Genomic DNA, 16,451 nt, shown 5'->3' on the forward strand with positions numbered 1-16,451 from the left:
GACCTCCTTCAGATCGAAAGGCGGTACTCTACCGTACTCGTGGGTCAGACGAAAACCGCCATAACCTCATTGGCCAACAACATCCCTTCGCGGCTCAGCCGCAACTGATCACCCTCTTCGACGAGCTGTCCATCGTCGATAAAGGGCTGTAACTCGGCCCCATAACGTGTGGGAACGTCAACACCATAACAGTCACCAACAGCGGCAACATCAACACCCTCGGTGAGGCGGAGACCCATAAACAAGGCTTCGGATAATTGTTGTTCGGGGGAGCGTTTCTGGTGGGCACAACTCGGATCACTCCCTGCCTCGAGGCGGTCCAAATAGACAGAAGTTTCCGACGTATTGCTCCACCGCTCCTCGCCGACAGTCGAATGGGCTCCTGGGCCAAAACCGATCCACTGGCCATCCATCCAGTATTTCAAATTGTGTCGAGACCGGTGGCCGGGCCGCGCAACATTCGAAATCTCGTATTGTTGAAAACCCGCCTGGTCAAGACGCACAAGTGCCGATAGATACATTTCCGCCGCCACATCATCTGGCGCTTGGGTCGAAGCGGCCCGTATCATTTCGTCGCGTAGCGGCGAATTTGGGTACACCTCAAGCAGATATAGCGAAGCATGGTCCGGCCCAACTGCAATCAATTCTTCCACCGACTCAAGCCACTCAAGGACCTTCTGACCTGGAAGCCACATCATGAGGTCGAGACTAACGTCCTTGAACCCAACCGCACGAGCGAAAGTAAATGCCCGTCGGGCCGCGACGCTGCTGTGCAAGCGACCGAGCATGACGAGTTCCGTGTCACGAAAGGACTGAACGCCAAGGCTGAGGCGCGTGACGCCTGCAGCCCGATAACCAGCCAAGCGCTCCTTGGTCGCCGACTCAGGATTCGATTCCATCGTAATTTCAGCTTTTCCTGAGACGCAAAATGACGATCGGCATACATCAATAATCCGAGTGACTTCCTCAGGCTCAAGTAGTGATGGCGTACCCCCGCCGAAGTAAATTGTATCCACCGACAGTGGCGCCGACGCCCGCCTGATTTCCTCCACCACGGCTGCCACGTAGCGGCGGGCGGGCGCGGCGTCAAACAGGCCGCGTGTAAAGTTGCAGTAACTGCAAATCGCTTCGCAGAACGGAACGTGAATGTAGAGGCCGACGCGAGAATTGGCGCAGTGTCTCGCAAGAGATGCAGCTATCTTGAGCGGGGCAGTCACGACGTACCTGCCTTTCCTCCCGGCCAACGAACGTCCGTCTTGCCCTCACGAAACCTCGCCTTAAGTTGACCGGAAGCCCGCCGTCCAGTCCCTCGGGGTCGACTTGGCGGATTCTTGTACATGTTGAGAAGGTCCGCGGCCGTCGCAGGGCCCTTCGAAGCGTCATAGAAACGGTAGTCGGCACCTCTAAACTCAAGAAACTCGCACATTTCGTGCAGACGGGAGTGCATCCGGAAACCTACCTGGTCAATCAGAGAATCTCCTAGGTTTTCAGGGTACTCCTCATAATTGGAGGTAAAGATAGTGGGTCGGCGCTCGTTATACCTCGTATTGACAATCAGGTTCAGCGTTTCGTCAACCCATTCAGAGGTCTTTTCAGCGCCAAGATCGTCCAGCACGAGAAGCTCGGATTCAATAACTGGCCGTAGTACATCCGATTCAGTCGCGCGAACCACCGGGTTATAGGTACTCCGGATGAGACGGAGCAATTCCCGTGTGTCATAGAAGAGTCCCCGCGCACCACTCCGCTGGATAACCGCTCGAAGAACAGCGACGGCTAGATGGGTCTTGCCAATGCCCGGCGGTCCGACAAAAAACAATCCCTGCTCAACCACTGGAAAGGCGTCGGTAAACGCCTGTGCCCGCACTACAGCCTTCTGCAACTTTTCGTTTGGGTAGACAACAAACCCGTCGAGGCTACATTTCCGATACCTCGGTGGAATTCGTGCGTCGTCAAGCAACTTACCGGAAAGTGCTTCTCGCCAGCAGTCGCATCGAACGACCTGCTGAACGCCCTCCGCCTCGACGGGTTTCCATCCGGTATCACCACAGTGTAGACAAGCCATATATTTCTAACACTCTTCGCCGGTAGGTAATAAGGCGCGCCACATTGTAGCGCGAACGGCGTGGGGGGCAATACGGAGATACCTGAGAACCGAGGAACCAGTTCAGGAACGTGATCGACTTGAGTTCTGTTCGCCACGGGCTGATGGGTCAGCAGGCCTCACTGAGGATGCACGGACAAGGTCAGTCGGCGAAGCTTTGACCAAAGCCGTTCCAAGGCGCTGTTCCCAATCACCAAGACCTCTCTCGAGTTCCTGTTTCACATACGCGACGAATTCGTTAACCTCCAGCTGCATCTTTTCAATTTTTTCTCGCATGTTCAGAATAATTTCAACACCCGCCATGTTGACACCCAGGTCACGGGTCAATGCGAGTATTGTTTCCAGCTGCTCGAGGTCTTCTTCACCATACAGCCTTGTGTTTCCATCAGTACGAGACGGCTTGAGGAGACCCTCGCGCTCATACAGACGAAGGGTTTGCGGATGAATATTATATTTCTGCGCGACGGCGCTGATCATGTAGTGTGCTTCACTTGCTTGTGTCTTTGGCATGTCTACTCGCTCACACCGGGCGCGTCATGCACCAGGGTCTAAAAATCCTCACGCACATTGCCCTCGTTGAGTTCGGCGAATTCGCGTAACAATGCCTTCGATCGCTCATCTACAACTCGTGGCAATACCAACTGGACCTCCACTACAAGATCGCCAGCATGGTCACGATCCCGAAAATCCGGCACACCCCGACCACGCAGGCGGAAGCGCTGCCCCGACTGAGTACCAGGCGGAATTCTGATATTTCCACGGCCATCCAAGGTAGGCACCTCAATCTTCGCTCCCAGTGCGGCCTCATAAACCGCGACGGGTAACACGAGATGTAGGTCCTTTCCCTCGCGGGTAAACAGTGGGTGCGGCTCGACTTCAACCGTGAGATACAGGTCTCCGGATCTTCCACCGCGACGACCCACGTGCCCGCGCTTCGGCACTCTGACCCGTCCACCGTCGTCGACACCGGCTGGAATACGTACACGGACGGATTCCGAACCCTGGACCGCGCCGCTACCCTCGCACCGCAGACAAGCACGATGCTCTTGACGGCCAGAGCCTCCACAATGCACACAAGTCCGCGAAAAAACCATGTGCCCACGAACCCACCGCACCCTACCCGTACCACGACATGCAGCGCAGCGACCTTCGACCATTCGTAGCACGCCAGAGCCCCGACAGTCATCGCATCGATTAAGTCGGGCCACCGTCACCGCGCGTTCAGTCCCGCGCATCGACTCGTTGAAGCTAATTCGAATGGACAGGTGTAAATCGGTCCCATCGGCCGCTACCCCATCTGCCCGGTCGTCGGTCCGCAAAACATCGGCAAAAAGATCACCGAATGTTGAAGCCGACTCACCCTCCGCAGAACCTGAGAAGTCAAATCCTTGAAACTCAAACGACGATTCGGGCAGGGTGTCGGTCAAGCTGCCGCGGCTGTCATAGCGCCGTCGTTGTTCGGGATCGCTGAGAACTTGATAGGCCTCGGTAACACGGCTAAAGACACTCGCTGAATTACGGTCACCTGGGTTGATACCGGGATGGTACTTGCGGGCGAGTCGGCGATAAGCACGCCTAACGTCGCTCAGTGTTGCGCTCCGCTCAAGACCGAGGATGATGTAGAGGTCCATCAGTCAAGGCTCCCCTTTAGGCCTTAAAACCTTATTTCTTTTCGTCCTCAACGACTTCGGCGTCAATCACATCTCCGTCGGAAGACGCATCCGCATTCGACGACGTGTCCGCCGTGGCCTCGGCATCAGGCGCCGGGGTCTCAGCCTCCTGACCTGCCTTATACAGCGTCTCAGCCGCTTTGTGCTGCGCCGTGTTCAATTTTTCCATTGCCTGCACAACTGCTTCAGTCTCACCACCCTCGAGCGCTTGTTTCACATCAGCGATCGCGGCTTCAACGGCGGACTTTTCAGTTTCCGAAAGTTTGTCACCACTGTCCTGCAGCATCCGCTCAGCCCCGTAAACGGCCTGGTCAGCCTTGTTGCGGGTCTCGATTTCTTCATGCTGCTTCTTATCGTCCTCAGCGTGCAGTTCAGCCTCTTTCATCATCTGATCGACTTCTTCCTGCTTGAGACCGCCAGACGACGTAATCGTAATCTTTTGTTCCTTTCCTGTGCCTCGATCTTTTGCCGAAACGTTGACTATACCGTTCGCATCAATATCGAAAGCAACTTCAATCTGGGGTATGCCACGCGGTGCTGGTGGTAGACCCACGAGATGAAACTTGCCCAGGGTTCTATTATCGCGGGCCAAAGGCCGTTCTCCCTGCAGCACGTGCACCTCAACACTGGTTTGATTGTCAGCAGCCGTGGAGAACACCTCACTCTTATGAGTAGGGATAGTAGTGTTCCGTGAAATCAACGATGTAGAAACCCCGCCTAGCGTCTCTATGCCCAAAGAGAGCGGCGTCACATCAAGCAGCAGGAGATCTTTTACTTCACCCGCTAACACACCGGCTTGGATAGCTGCGCCGACGGCCACTACTTCGTCCGGGTTGACACCTCGATGCGGCTCCTTGCCGAACAGCTCCTTAACGATCTCCTGAACCCTCGGCACGCGGGTCGACCCTCCAACCAGCACCACTTCGTCAATTTTCGACGCCTCCAGACCGGCATCAGCAAGTGCCTGTTTGACAGGACCAACAACCTTTTGAAGCAACTCCTCAACCAATTGTTCAAATTTCGCACGCGTTAACTTCATCGCTAAATGCTTTGGTCCAGACTGATCGGCCGTTATGAACGGCAAATTGATGTCGGTCTCCTTGACAGTCGAAAGTTCCGTCTTAGCCTTTTCTGCAGCCTCCTTGAGACGTTGGAGTGCCATACGATCCTTGCTTAGATCAATCCCTGTTTCTTTCCTGAATTCGGCAACGATCCAGTCGATAACGCGTTGATCGAGATTGTCTCCACCTAGGTGAGTGTCACCGTTCGTAGCTTTGACCTCTACAACCCCCTCGCCTACCTCCAGAATCGAAATGTCGAAGGTGCCGCCGCCAAAATCGAACACCGCGATCGTCTCGTCAGCCTTCTTGTCCAACCCGTAGGCCAAGGCAGCGGCTGTCGGCTCATTGACAATCCGCATCACCTCAAGACCAGCGATCTGGCCAGCATCTTTAGTGGCTTGCCGCTGGGCGTCATTGAAGTAGGCGGGTACCGTGATGACAGCCTGCGTGACCTCCTGGCCAAGATAGGCCTCGGCAGCTTGTCGCAGTTTTTGGAGAACCATCGCTGAAATTTGCGGCGGGGTATACGGCTCGTCTCGACCACTGATTTTGATACGCACGTCGCCGTTGGATCCAGCAACAACCGAGTAAGGGACCATCGTCATCTCCTCGGTCACCTCGTCCGCTTTGCGCCCCATAAATCTCTTGATTGAAAAAACCGTGTTTTCTGGATTCGTCACGGCTTGGCGTTTCGCAACCTGTCCACTCAATCGCTCCTCGGCCGACGTGAAACCAACAACCGAGGGCGTCAGACGGTTCCCTTCGGGATTTGTGATAACCACAGGTTCGCCGCCCTCAATCACGGCGACAACCGAGTTTGTCGTGCCAAGGTCAATACCAATAATTTTGCTCATATCCGACACCCTTACCCAGCACCGCCACCGACAGGTCTACTGTTCTAAACGGTCGAAGGCTAAATTAGTCAATTTATATTAACGTTAGTATAAAATATGAGTATGTCATTGTCAACTACTTTCAGAGCAAAATCACCTTAATCTCCTTAATTACATGCAAATCAATCACTTGTACCTCACGTGCTATAATTTGGCTTTAGAGCGCTGAGAAAAATTTCAGCCTTGGCAAGGTGTTTCTCTCATAAGGGTAACTGGTTGCCTCGTTATCTCATTCGTATCACTCGCAGGGCTAGCATAATCGCGATATTTGTCGGCATAGCGATTCTGGGGACTGTTAGCGGTGTCCTGTTCGCATTCGCTGGTGACCTTCCACAGATCACTGCACTTGACGATTACGCCCCGAGTGTCATCACGCGCGTCTACGCAGCCAATGGAGAAGTGGTAACCGAATTTGCAACTCAGAGAAGGATTGTTATTGCCTATGAGGATATGGCTCCACGCCTCCGAGAGGCGATCGTGGCGGCAGAGGACGGTGGTTTCAACAGCCATTTCGGAATTAGCATTCCCCGCCTCGCCATCACGATTGTACGGGACATCATGAACCAGCGTCTTTATGGTGCGAGTACGATAACGCAGCAGCTAGCGCGCAATCTATTCCTAACCCTTGATAAGACCTGGGAGAGGAAAATTAAGGAACTCCTGCTCACCTTTCAGATCGAGAAGAGGTACACCAAGCGGGAAATTCTTACGATGTATTGCAACCAGGTTCTCTTCGGCCATGGCGCTTTCGGCGTTGAAGCCGCATCTAGGATGTACTTCGACAAATCAGCCGATGAACTCGACCTCGCCGAAGCCTCACTCCTCGCTGGCATCATTCAATTACCGGCACGACAGAGTCCTTTCGTTAACCTCGAACTGGCAAGCACGAGACGTAACTACGTTTTAGGAAGGATGGAGGATGACGGATACATAACAGCTGAGGAGGCTGCCATCGTAAGAAACACACCGATCGAGGTCACCGACCGACGAGGCGAGGCATCAATTGCACCATACTTCGTCGAGGAAGTCAGGCAGCATCTCGAGAGTAATTACGGTGCTAAACAACTGTATGAGGGCGGTCTTTCAGTGCACACGACTCTAGACATCGGCCTTCAGCACGCCGCCAACGAAGCGGTACGTGCGGGCCTCCACCGTCTTGATAAGCGGCGTGGCTTCCGCGGACCGATAGAGAACGTACTCGAAACCACCACTACATCGATCGAAGTCTATGAGCACCCTCAGTGGCGCCGCCCAACGACTCCTGGCGACCATGTGCCGGCCGTCGTCACCAGCGTTTCGGAAAACCAAATTGATTTTCGCCTCGGACGCTACAGCGGCACAATCGAACAAGATGGTTTTCGTTGGACTCGGAAATCAGCACCACAGTTCCTCAAGATCGGCGATCTCGTGCTCGTCGAAGTTTTATCAGTCAACAACGAGGCCCTGACGCTCTCTGCCTCTCTCGACCAGGAACCGGTTGCAGAAGCTGCACTGATTGCCATTGAGAACCGCACGGGTCGTATCCTGGCCATGGTCGGCGGCTATAACTTCGAGCGAAGCAAGTTCAATCGAGCCGTGCAGGCTCAACGCCAACTCGGGTCACTGTTCAAGCCACTCCTTTACGCGACAGCCATCGATCGAGGCTACACGCCGACATCAATTATCGTTGACGAACCTATTAGCTTTCCGGCCGGGCCGGACCAGCCTGAGTACGAGCCTCGCAACTATGACCTCGAGTTCGAAGGACCAGTAACACTCCGACATGCACTTGAAGATTCTCGAAACATTCCAGCGGTGCAAATGATGGCCGAATTGGGCCCTGAACAAGTCGTTGAGTATGCCAAACGTATGGGCTTCGCTTCCGATCTTCCACCGTTTCTCTCGGTCGCACTCGGTGCAGCTGAGAGTACACTTTTGGAAATTACGACCGCCTATGCAATCTTCCCCAATCAAGGTGTTCGGCTCGAACCGTTTCAAGTGTTAAGGGTAATGGATCGGGATGGTAACACCATTGAAGACAATCGGCCTAGCGCGTACGAGGCACTTCCCGCAGACACGTCATTCATCATGACAAGTCTGTTACGTGGCGTCGTGGAACGGGGAACGGGTCAGCAGGCAAAGGTGCTCGATTGGCCACTTGCTGGGAAAACTGGAACAGTGGACGAATACACTGACGCGTGGTTTGTAGGATATGACCCGGATGTGACTGTTGGCGTGTGGGTCGGCCACGATCAGAAGATGACTTTAGGGCCACAAGAAGAGGGTGCTCGCGCAGCACTGCCAATCTGGATCGACTTTATGCGAGCTTACATTGGTGACAGAACAGATCGACCGGAATTCCTTCAACCCGTAAACATCGTTCACTTGTCTGTTAATCGTCTGACCGGTGACATCACGGAACCTTCTGCGCCGGACGCCATCCGTGAAACGTTTATCGCGGGCACCGAGCCTAACATCACCTTCTAGCCCCGACCAACCTTGGGTCACGTCTACTCGTCGTCTGCCGGCTTCCCTAACGTTCCAGAGGCCTTCTGCATCAAATAGGCCTTGATAAAACCGTCGAGTTGCCCATCTAGCACACTGTCTACGTCGCCCACCTCCATCTTAGTCCTGTGGTCCTTGATCAACCGGTACGGATGTAGCACGTAGCTCCGGATCTGGTTGCCAAATGCAATCTCTTTTTTCTCGCCACCGATTTGTTCCAGTTTAGCTTGCTGTTCTCTTAACTTCATATCGTAAAGTCGCGCGCGCAATACCTTCATGGCCGAGTCACGGTTGCGATGCTGCGACCGTTCGTTCTGACACGAAACAACAATACCAGTTGGAATGTGGGTGATTCGTACAGCGGAATCAGTCACGTTCACGTGCTGACCACCGGCGCCACTTGAACGATAGGTGTCAATACGAAGGTCCTTGTCTTCGATCTCGACCTCAACGTCATCGGGTAATTCAGGCCAGACAAAAACAGAGGCGAACGAAGTATGTCGACGGCCTGCCTGGTCGTACGGAGAGATCCGCACAAGTCGATGCACACCGGCTTCGGCCAGTAGCAGGCCATAGGCATAATCACCGTTTACCGTCAATGTAACGCTTTTGATCCCAGCTTCGTCGCCCGGTTGGAGGTCGATTACTTCGCGGCTGAATCCACGCTGCTCAGTCCAACGCAGATAGAGTCGGAGCAGCATCTCAGCCCAATCCTGGGATTCAGTACCGCCAGCACCTGGATGAATTGTAAGAATGGCACTCTTACGATCGTGCTCGCCACCTAGCATCCGCTTTATTTCAGCGGCCTCAACCTCAACGTTCAACTCATCGAGAGCTCGGTTTAGGTCATCATCAACAGGCTCACCTTGCTCGGCCCAGTCAATTAGTACCGAGAGATCCTCGCTACGCTGCTGTAGTGAGTCGACGAGCACCCGATCATCCTTGAGCCTCCGCTGGCGCTGAAGCACACGCTGGGCCGCCATCTGGTCCTTCCAAAAGTCTGGCGCGGCCGCCTGGGATTCCAACTTGGCGAGTTCGCCCACTGAACTAGCAGCGTCAAAGATAACCCCGCAAATCCTTCGCCCGCTTAATTAAATCTTGATACCGAGAAAATTGTTCTTCACGCGTCGCAGACACACTTGCTCCCTCTGGGTCTTACCAGCTCGCCCGCACACCAAATACCAAAACACAAATCACTAGCATGAGACAAAGATAGACAAACAAATCACCCGTCCACCCGTATACCGTCTTGACATTAATCCATCGCACATCAGCTACGACTCTAGCATTTTCAAACAATTCGGTCTGTGCAAGCACACGGCCGTAGGGATCGACCACACCGCTTATACCGGTGTTCGCGGCACGTACAAGGTAGCGTCCCTGCTCGATGGCCCGCATGGCCGCCTGCGAAAAATGCTGATGCGGTGCTGATGTTCGCCCAAACCAAGCATCGTTCGTGATCGTTGTAAGGAGTTCACTGCCCGCCAAAACAGCCGAACGCACCAAACTTGGATATACCACCTCGTAGCATATCGCGCTACTGAATCGATGCCCATTCATCGAAAAGGTGATGGTTTCGGTGCCAGGTGAAAAATCCGGCACACTTTCAACAAGCTTATCGGCAAAAAACAGAAAGCGTCTATATGGCACATACTCTCCGAACGGCACAAGATGAATTTTCCGGTAGGTCGGTCGGTCAATCCCAGTAGGACCAACGTGAAAGGCTGAATTGTAGTAGTGAAAACCGTCGGTTTCTTCACTCTCTTCACTACCGAACAGGATATGGGAACCGGTTTCCTTGGCAAGATTTTGAATTGCTACAACCGTGCCAACATCCTGATCAAACGGGAGTGGAAGCGCCGATTCCGGCCAAATCAAGAGCTTCGCACCATCCGCGGCCGCGGAGCGACTCGCCGACAGGTAAGTGTCCAGGATGGACGTCCGAAAACCGGGATCATGTTTTTGATCCTGTGCCACATTCCCCTGGATCATCGCTACGCGAACTGGTTCACCTTCGTTAATCAGTGTATTTTGACTAAGACGCCATTGGCCCCAACACGCAATTAAGACTGCAATGCCAAGGACAACACCGCCAGTAGTCAGCCGGCGGCGATCCACTCTAACGGCAATACTGGCCAAAGCTCCATTAACAAGGACGATGAGAAATGAAATACCATAGACCCCGAACACGCTCGCCAACTGGGCTACGGGTAGAACTTCAGCCTGGGAATAGCCGAGAAGTGCCCAGGGGAAACCGCCGAACAGGTAACCTCGGCCAAACTCGCTAACAACCCACGCGGCCGATGTGGTAACAAGGCCAACAGTTACGCTAATTGAGATGCCGCGGATCGCCATCACTGCGAACAGCCCAAAAAAAATGGCTAAGTAAAATACGAGTAGAGCGTTCACAGCCAAGGCCGTTGGCCATGCCAAACCGCCGTAAGTCATCATAACTTCACTAATCCAGTAGAGCGTCCCGGCAAATGCGACTGCACCCGTGGCCAAGCCGAGCCCGAATGCACGCTGGACTTGTATACCTTTCGCACTACCTAGCGCTGCAAGTAGTGGCACCAGCGCAACCCAAGCCAACGCGGGTTGGCCGAATTTTGGAAAACTCAGTGCGAGAAGAACGCCGGAAAGAATGGCTAGCGGGTAATCCAGGGCTTGAACTTTTCTTCCTGCTCGAGACGAAGACGAACGTGCTCGGCATCAGCACGGTCCTGATACCGGCCGACGCGGACACGAAACATCTCCCCTGGTACGCCAGGCGGGGGATCGAGCAAATAAGCGGGGTATCCTTTATCCGAAAGTTGGTCTCGAATTACCTCGGCGCTAGCACGACCGGTTAGTGCTGCTACCTGTACCGTAAAAGGTTCCAATGGCAACACTTGCTCGCTGGGACCTATGGTCGCGGCGCGTTCGTCTTCCAGGGACGATTCAGAGGGTTCAGCGTATAACTCGTCTGCGATTTCCGTATTAGCCTCGTCAATAGGCTGAGTCCAATTAGGCAGCTCGTCCCCAATTACTTGGCCACCTCGACCGATACTATCCGCAATCGGTGTTGACCCCGACGCTTGGCGAGCACCAACACCGCGCCCAACGAGCACACCACACAGAAAGATCGCCACGGACACAACAGTCGTGGCCATAAAGAGGAAAACGAGTTGCTTGCCACTCAGCTGAATTTCACGAAAACCGTCATCCGACATGGTCTGATGCCTGTTATGTCGACGGCTCACTCGCTCCGGAGGTCTTGCGCAGCATGTTCAACAACTCGACCGGTAACGGAAAGACAATCGTCGAGTTCTTCTCGGAGGCAATCTCGGTCAGAGTCTGCAGGTATCGGAGCGTAATTGCATTCGGCTCAGTGGCGAGTACGGCCGCCGCCTGCGAAAGTTGCTCCGACGCAGTGTACTCACCCTCAGCATGAATGATTTTAGCACGTTTCTCGCGTTCCGCCTCAGCCTGTCGAGCCATCGCTCGCTGCATGTCGGGTGGAAGATCGACGTGTTTAACCTCAACTGCTGAAACCTTAATTCCCCACGCGTCGGTATTTTGATCGAGAATGCCTTGGAGGTCTTGATTGAGACGTTCACGCTGGGACAACAGGCCGTCAAGCTCCACCTGGCCAAGCACGCTGCGTAAGGTAGTCTGCGCTAATTGGGACGTCGCATAATGGAAATTCTCAACTTCGACAATGGCACGGCCAGGTTCCATTACGCGGAAATAGACAACTGCATTGACCTTCACGGAAACATTGTCCCGCGTGATAACGTCTTGTGGCGGCACGTCCATCACGATCGTGCGGAGGCTCACCCGAACAATACGATCAATCGGTGCAAAGACAAGGATCACGCCAGGACCCTTCGAATGTGGTAGCAACTTGCCAAGACGGAAGATGACGCCACGCTCATACTCATTCAAAATCTTGATTGAGCTGATCAAGTACAACACCACGATCAGGCCGAATACTGCAATAGGGGATACATTCATTGCTTATCTCCTCCTTGTAGGGCTGACGCCAGTCGACGGACAGTGAGCGTGAGACCGTTCACTCCGACCACCTTAACCTGGTCACCCTCGGCGATTGGCTCCGTGCCTGTCGCCGACCAAATTTCACCGTGGGCCACGACTTGGCCAGAACCGCCTGCCTCAAACGTCGTGAGTGCGCGCCCAATCTCATCGATCATGCCCGCACGGCCCGTTACAGCTCGTCGACGCTGCGCCGCAACGCCCAGCCTCGCCAGGAAGAAAACGATGCCTGAAAGCGCGAGCGTCATCGGAAGCACCATCGACAACCCAATTTGCAACTCTGGCATCGGTGAATCGATCAACATGAGCGAACCTAAAGCGATACTGACAACACCACCCAACGCTAACATCCCGAAACTGGTTACCATCGCTTCTAGGACCAGCAGTCCAAGACCGAATCCAATAAGAACAACACCAGCTAAATTCACCGGCAGCACCTGAAACGCGAAGAACGCCAGTAAGAGACAGAGTCCACCGACAACACCAGGTAGAATTGCACCAGGATTCCACAATTCGATCGTTAGACCTAGAGTGCCGAGGCTGAAAAGAATGTAGGCCACCTCCGGCCGTGCAATCACGCTCAACACTTGCTGACGCCATGTCATCTGTAGCCGCTCGACCCGAGCATCGGCCGTCCGCAGCCTGACCTCACGTCCGTCAAACCTGGTAATCAAACGACCGTCGAGCACCTCTAAGAGACTGTCTAAGTCCGATGTGACGATATCGATCAGTGGTGGTTCAGCCTCAGCAGCTTCGTCTTCAGTAAACGCTCTACTCTCAATTACTGCCTGCTCAGCGAACTCAACATTACGATTGCGTTGAGTCGCCAGGGATCGAGCAAAAGCCGCTACATCCGATGCGGCCTTTTCGGATACGGCCTCGTCGAGTTGTTGTCCGCTGCCGCTAACAGGATGGGCTGCCCCAATGTGGGTACCCGGCGCCATGGCAGCCACGTCTGCCGCAATCGTGATCAGAAAGCCAGCTGACGCAGCACGCGCACCACTTGGAGCTACGAATACAACAACTGGCGTCTTAGCCGAAATCATGCGTGATGTGATCGATCGTGTCGACTCAACCAACCCACCAGGTGTCCGTAGGGTGAATACGACTAGGTCGGCATCGGCCGCATCCGCACGGTCAATCACCTGTACCATGTACTCAGCCGAAACAGGATGGATTATGGCATCCACCTCAGCCACCAGCACGAGTGGACGATTTGATGTTGAAGGGGCTACTGTCTGACGACTGAACACAGTCGTTGAACTCAATAACAACAGGACAAACAGGATCGGACTCAGGCGCGCTAAGGCAGGCTGAACGAGTAGAGCCTGCAGCCAGGCCTTACGGGCCAATCTCTTCATAATCAACAACACTCAGGAATCCCTTAGCCTCTGCAGCGCGCTCGCTCTTCGTAAGCTAACGGAGCGCGCAGACTGTGTCAACGCACCAAAATCGATGAAAACAGGCTAAGTTTAATCAACTCGGGAGACTACACCTTCCCCACTTTTTCCGAACCTCACGCCTTTTTTGATAAGGTTACCGCTGGCGCATGTGTACGGCGGCCATTATCGCCGGTGGTGAAGCGCGGCGACTCAACGGGCGAGTGAAAGGGACCCTACCATTTGGCACGACCAGTCTCGTCGAACGCCAGATCGCGGTTCTCCGAGCGATAACTGAGAAACTTCTGATTATCACCAACAACGAAAGCGCCTACACCGGACTGGGCGTACCGGTGATCAACGACGAAATCCCAGGTTCTGGTGCGATCGGTGGAATCTATACGGCACTCGTGCACGCCACCGTGGACCCTGTGCTGGTCGTGGCCTGTGACATGCCGTTCATTAATGAACCGTTCTTGCGTCTTCTCGTCAATGCCGACCGGTCTGCTGATGTGACCATTCCGAAAACCGCCAATGGTTACGAACCAATGTGTGCATGTTACTCCCGACGGTGCGCATCACGCTTGCGGCAGCAAATCAACAACGGCGCGCTCAAGATTCAGGAACTACTACCGCACCTACGAGTCCGAGAGGTTGGAATAAACGAGATTGCACCGCATGATCCGAGCGGCCTACTCTTCTCCAACGTAAATACACCCGATGATTACGCCAGGGCGCTTCAGCACCTAGACTCCGGTCATTCGATGTTATCGAGTCCAGAACTACCCAAGAAGTAAAACCAGACCACATGATTCTTCCGATTCACGAACTCATAAAGACACAAATAAGAGCGGTGGCAAAACGGCTCTACGGTCTCGACGACACCGCACTGCCATCAATTACTATTCAGATACCGCCAAACCGTACCATTGGCGATCTAGCCGTACCGGTAGCGTTTGAACTGGCAAAGGTCGCGCGCAAAGCGCCACGAGTAATTTCTACGGAGCTCGTTGACGCGCTGGGTGAGATTGATGGTGTTACCGCCATTGAGCCCTCTCCGAACGGATACATTAACTTCTTTCTCGATCGTCGATCTTTTCTGACCAATCGAATCAACCTGCCTGTTCAGCAAGATTCCATAGGCGTCAGTCAAGGTAAAACCATTGTTGAACACACGGCGATCAATCCTAACAAGGCCGCGCACATCGGGCACCTCCGGAACGCAGTGCTCGGAGATACGTTGAGCCAACTTCTACGTTTCCAAGGCCATCACGTCGAGGTTCAAAACTACATCGATGATACGGGAGTACAGGTCGCCGATATGGTCGTGGCTTTTCGTGAGCTGGAATCGATGGGTCTGGACAAAGTCAAATCAGAAGCCAGGAAAACAAACTTCGATCACTACTGCTGGGATTTGTATACAAGAGTAACCGAGTGGTACGAAGCCGATTCAAGCCGACTCCGTCTGAGATCCGAGGCCTTGCAGGCACTGGAAGCTGGCAACAATGAAATGGCCGACACAGCTGCGATAATCGCCGACCACATCGTCCGCTGTCATTTGGCAACGATGGCAAGACTGAAGATCAACTACGACCTACTTACCTGGGAAGGCGACATTCTCAGGCTGCGCTTTTGGGCTCGCGCCTTCGACATCCTGACCAAAGCCGGCGTAATGTTTCAGCCGAAGGAAGGTAAACTCGCGGGCTGCTGGGTAATGCAGTTGAGTGACCAGACCACTACCGCTTCCGAAAACCCGTCGAACAACACGGCTGTTGAACCAGAAGAAGCACGCCTAAAAGTGATTGTCCGATCGGACAACACAGTGACCTACGTTGGCAAGGATATCGCCTACCAGTTCTGGAAGTTTGGACTGCTTGGTGCCAATTTTTTCTACCGCCCGTTTAATACCTCGCTTAACGACCAACCGCTATGGGCCACTAGTTCAAACCCGTCGGTCGAACCTACTGCAACTGCTCCACCGGTGTTTGGATGTGCCGATACCGTCTACAACGTTATAGACACCCGTCAAGCTTATTTACAGCAACTACTCGCGCAGGCCCTACGGGCTATGGGTTATACCGCCCAAGCCGAACACTCAATTCATTTCTCATATGAGATGGTCACGTTGTCCCACAGCACGGCGCGAGCTTTAGGACTAGAAAACATCGACACGGACCGTCCATTCGTTGAAGTATCAGGCCGCAAAGGCCTCGGCGTAAAGGCCGATGAGCTCCTGGACCGCCTCGTTGAAGCCGCAAGCCGTGAAGTAACCAAGCGGAATCCGAATTTGCCTGCTGACGAGGCAGCAAGTATCAGCCGTATGATTTCCACCGCAGCTGTGCGTTACTTCATGATCAAGTTCTCGCGCAGTAAAGTTATTGTCTTCGACATTGACGAAGCTTTGAGTTTTGAAGGGGAAAGTGGTCCATATTTACAATACGCTGCAGTCCGTGCGAATAATATCTTCAAGAAACTGCACGAGCGGACAGACCTTGATGAGCCTGCCATCATTGAAAAGCTCGGTTCGGTATCTACAGATTGCCTAGCCCGCGGTGATGGCGATGGCCTGTGGGAACTGGTGCTCGAGTCTGCACGACTCGACGAGGTTGTCGATCAGGCCGTGAGAAGTCTCGAGCCATCCATACTAGCCAAGTACTCTTTCGGGCTGGCGCAACTGTTTAACACCTTCTACCACCATCACCCAATCGTGAACGAAGAACAGGCAGAGCTCCAACTCTGGCGGGCAGGAGCGACGCTCTACTTTAAGACGCAAATGACTCGTGCTTTGGGATTGATAGGGTGCGAGGTTCCCTCTCGAATGTAGGCCTGGC

The 16,451-nt window shown here is 53.9% G+C and carries 13 protein-coding genes; 3 read left to right on the plus strand and 10 right to left on the minus strand.

The window, feature by feature from the left end; all coding sequences use genetic code 11:
• Nucleotides 1-44 precede the first annotated feature (44 nt).
• The 5 genes from hemW to dnaK form a co-directional block, all read right to left on the minus strand.
• A complete protein-coding gene (gene hemW, locus QGH09_08975) occupies nucleotides 45-1,217 on the minus strand; it encodes a radical SAM family heme chaperone HemW (GenBank protein ID HJO18315.1) in 1,173 nt (390 codons plus the stop codon).
• The gene (locus QGH09_08980) at nucleotides 1,214-2,062 is read right to left on the minus strand and encodes an ATP-binding protein (protein ID HJO18316.1); all 849 of its coding nucleotides are present in this window, start codon (nucleotides 2,060-2,062) and stop codon (nucleotides 1,214-1,216) included. Before QGH09_08980 ends, hemW begins: the two co-directional genes overlap by 4 nt.
• Nucleotides 2,063-2,164: 102 nt before the next feature.
• Nucleotides 2,165-2,611 carry a helix-turn-helix transcriptional regulator gene (locus tag QGH09_08985; protein HJO18317.1) on the minus strand — a complete coding sequence of 149 codons (447 nt, stop codon included), beginning with the start codon at nucleotides 2,609-2,611 and terminating at the stop codon, nucleotides 2,165-2,167.
• Between the two features lie 38 nt (nucleotides 2,612-2,649).
• The gene (gene dnaJ / locus QGH09_08990; GenBank protein HJO18318.1) at nucleotides 2,650-3,732 is read right to left on the minus strand and encodes a molecular chaperone DnaJ; all 1,083 of its coding nucleotides are present in this window, start codon (nucleotides 3,730-3,732) and stop codon (nucleotides 2,650-2,652) included.
• A gap of 31 nt (nucleotides 3,733-3,763) precedes the next feature.
• Nucleotides 3,764-5,686 carry a molecular chaperone DnaK gene (gene dnaK / locus QGH09_08995; GenBank protein HJO18319.1) on the minus strand — a complete coding sequence of 641 codons (1,923 nt, stop codon included), beginning with the start codon at nucleotides 5,684-5,686 and terminating at the stop codon, nucleotides 3,764-3,766.
• Nucleotides 5,687-5,941: 255 nt separating this feature from the next.
• Between dnaK and QGH09_09000 the strand changes: the two genes are divergently transcribed.
• The gene (locus tag QGH09_09000; GenBank protein HJO18320.1) at nucleotides 5,942-8,191 is read left to right on the plus strand and encodes a PBP1A family penicillin-binding protein; all 2,250 of its coding nucleotides are present in this window, start codon (nucleotides 5,942-5,944) and stop codon (nucleotides 8,189-8,191) included.
• Between the two features lie 23 nt (nucleotides 8,192-8,214).
• Here QGH09_09000 and prfB read toward each other — a convergent pair.
• The 5 genes from prfB to QGH09_09025 all read right to left on the minus strand — a co-directional run bounded on the left by prfB (nucleotide 8,215) and on the right by QGH09_09025 (nucleotide 13,602).
• Nucleotides 8,215-9,346 (minus strand): peptide chain release factor 2 gene (gene prfB / locus QGH09_09005; GenBank protein ID HJO18321.1). Its coding sequence is split into 2 segments (ribosomal slippage): nucleotides 8,215-9,267 and nucleotides 9,269-9,346, totalling 1,131 coding nucleotides; the frame shifts between segments, so codons are not numbered across the junction.
• Nucleotides 9,347-9,364: 18 nt separating this feature from the next.
• The gene (gene lnt / locus QGH09_09010) at nucleotides 9,365-10,870 is read right to left on the minus strand and encodes an apolipoprotein N-acyltransferase (protein HJO18322.1); all 1,506 of its coding nucleotides are present in this window, start codon (nucleotides 10,868-10,870) and stop codon (nucleotides 9,365-9,367) included.
• Entirely contained in the window at nucleotides 10,855-11,418 is a 564-nt protein-coding gene (locus QGH09_09015) for an SPOR domain-containing protein (GenBank protein HJO18323.1), read from the minus strand. Before QGH09_09015 ends, lnt begins: the two co-directional genes overlap by 16 nt.
• A 13-nt stretch (nucleotides 11,419-11,431) precedes the next feature.
• Nucleotides 11,432-12,202, minus strand: coding sequence for a slipin family protein (locus QGH09_09020; GenBank protein ID HJO18324.1), 771 nt, complete (start codon nucleotides 12,200-12,202; stop codon nucleotides 11,432-11,434).
• On the minus strand, nucleotides 12,199-13,602 hold the full coding sequence (locus tag QGH09_09025; protein HJO18325.1) for a nodulation protein NfeD: 1,404 nt from the start codon (nucleotides 13,600-13,602) through the stop codon (nucleotides 12,199-12,201). The genes QGH09_09020 and QGH09_09025 overlap by 4 nt, the downstream gene beginning before the upstream one ends.
• A gap of 188 nt (nucleotides 13,603-13,790) precedes the next feature.
• On the opposite strand from QGH09_09025, the gene QGH09_09030 reads away from it, so the two are divergent.
• Both QGH09_09030 and QGH09_09035 read left to right on the plus strand, forming a co-directional pair.
• Nucleotides 13,791-14,417, plus strand: coding sequence for a molybdenum cofactor guanylyltransferase (locus QGH09_09030; protein HJO18326.1), 627 nt, complete (start codon nucleotides 13,791-13,793; stop codon nucleotides 14,415-14,417).
• An 11-nt stretch (nucleotides 14,418-14,428) separates the two neighbouring features.
• Nucleotides 14,429-16,444: an arginine--tRNA ligase gene (locus tag QGH09_09035; protein ID HJO18327.1), complete on the plus strand. Its 2,016-nt coding sequence runs from the start codon at nucleotides 14,429-14,431 to the stop codon at nucleotides 16,442-16,444.
• Nucleotides 16,445-16,451: the final 7 nt, after the last annotated feature.

This window comes from Vicinamibacterales bacterium (assembly GCA_036012125.1).
Taxonomy (GTDB): Bacteria; Acidobacteriota; Vicinamibacteria; order Vicinamibacterales; family UBA823; genus UBA11600.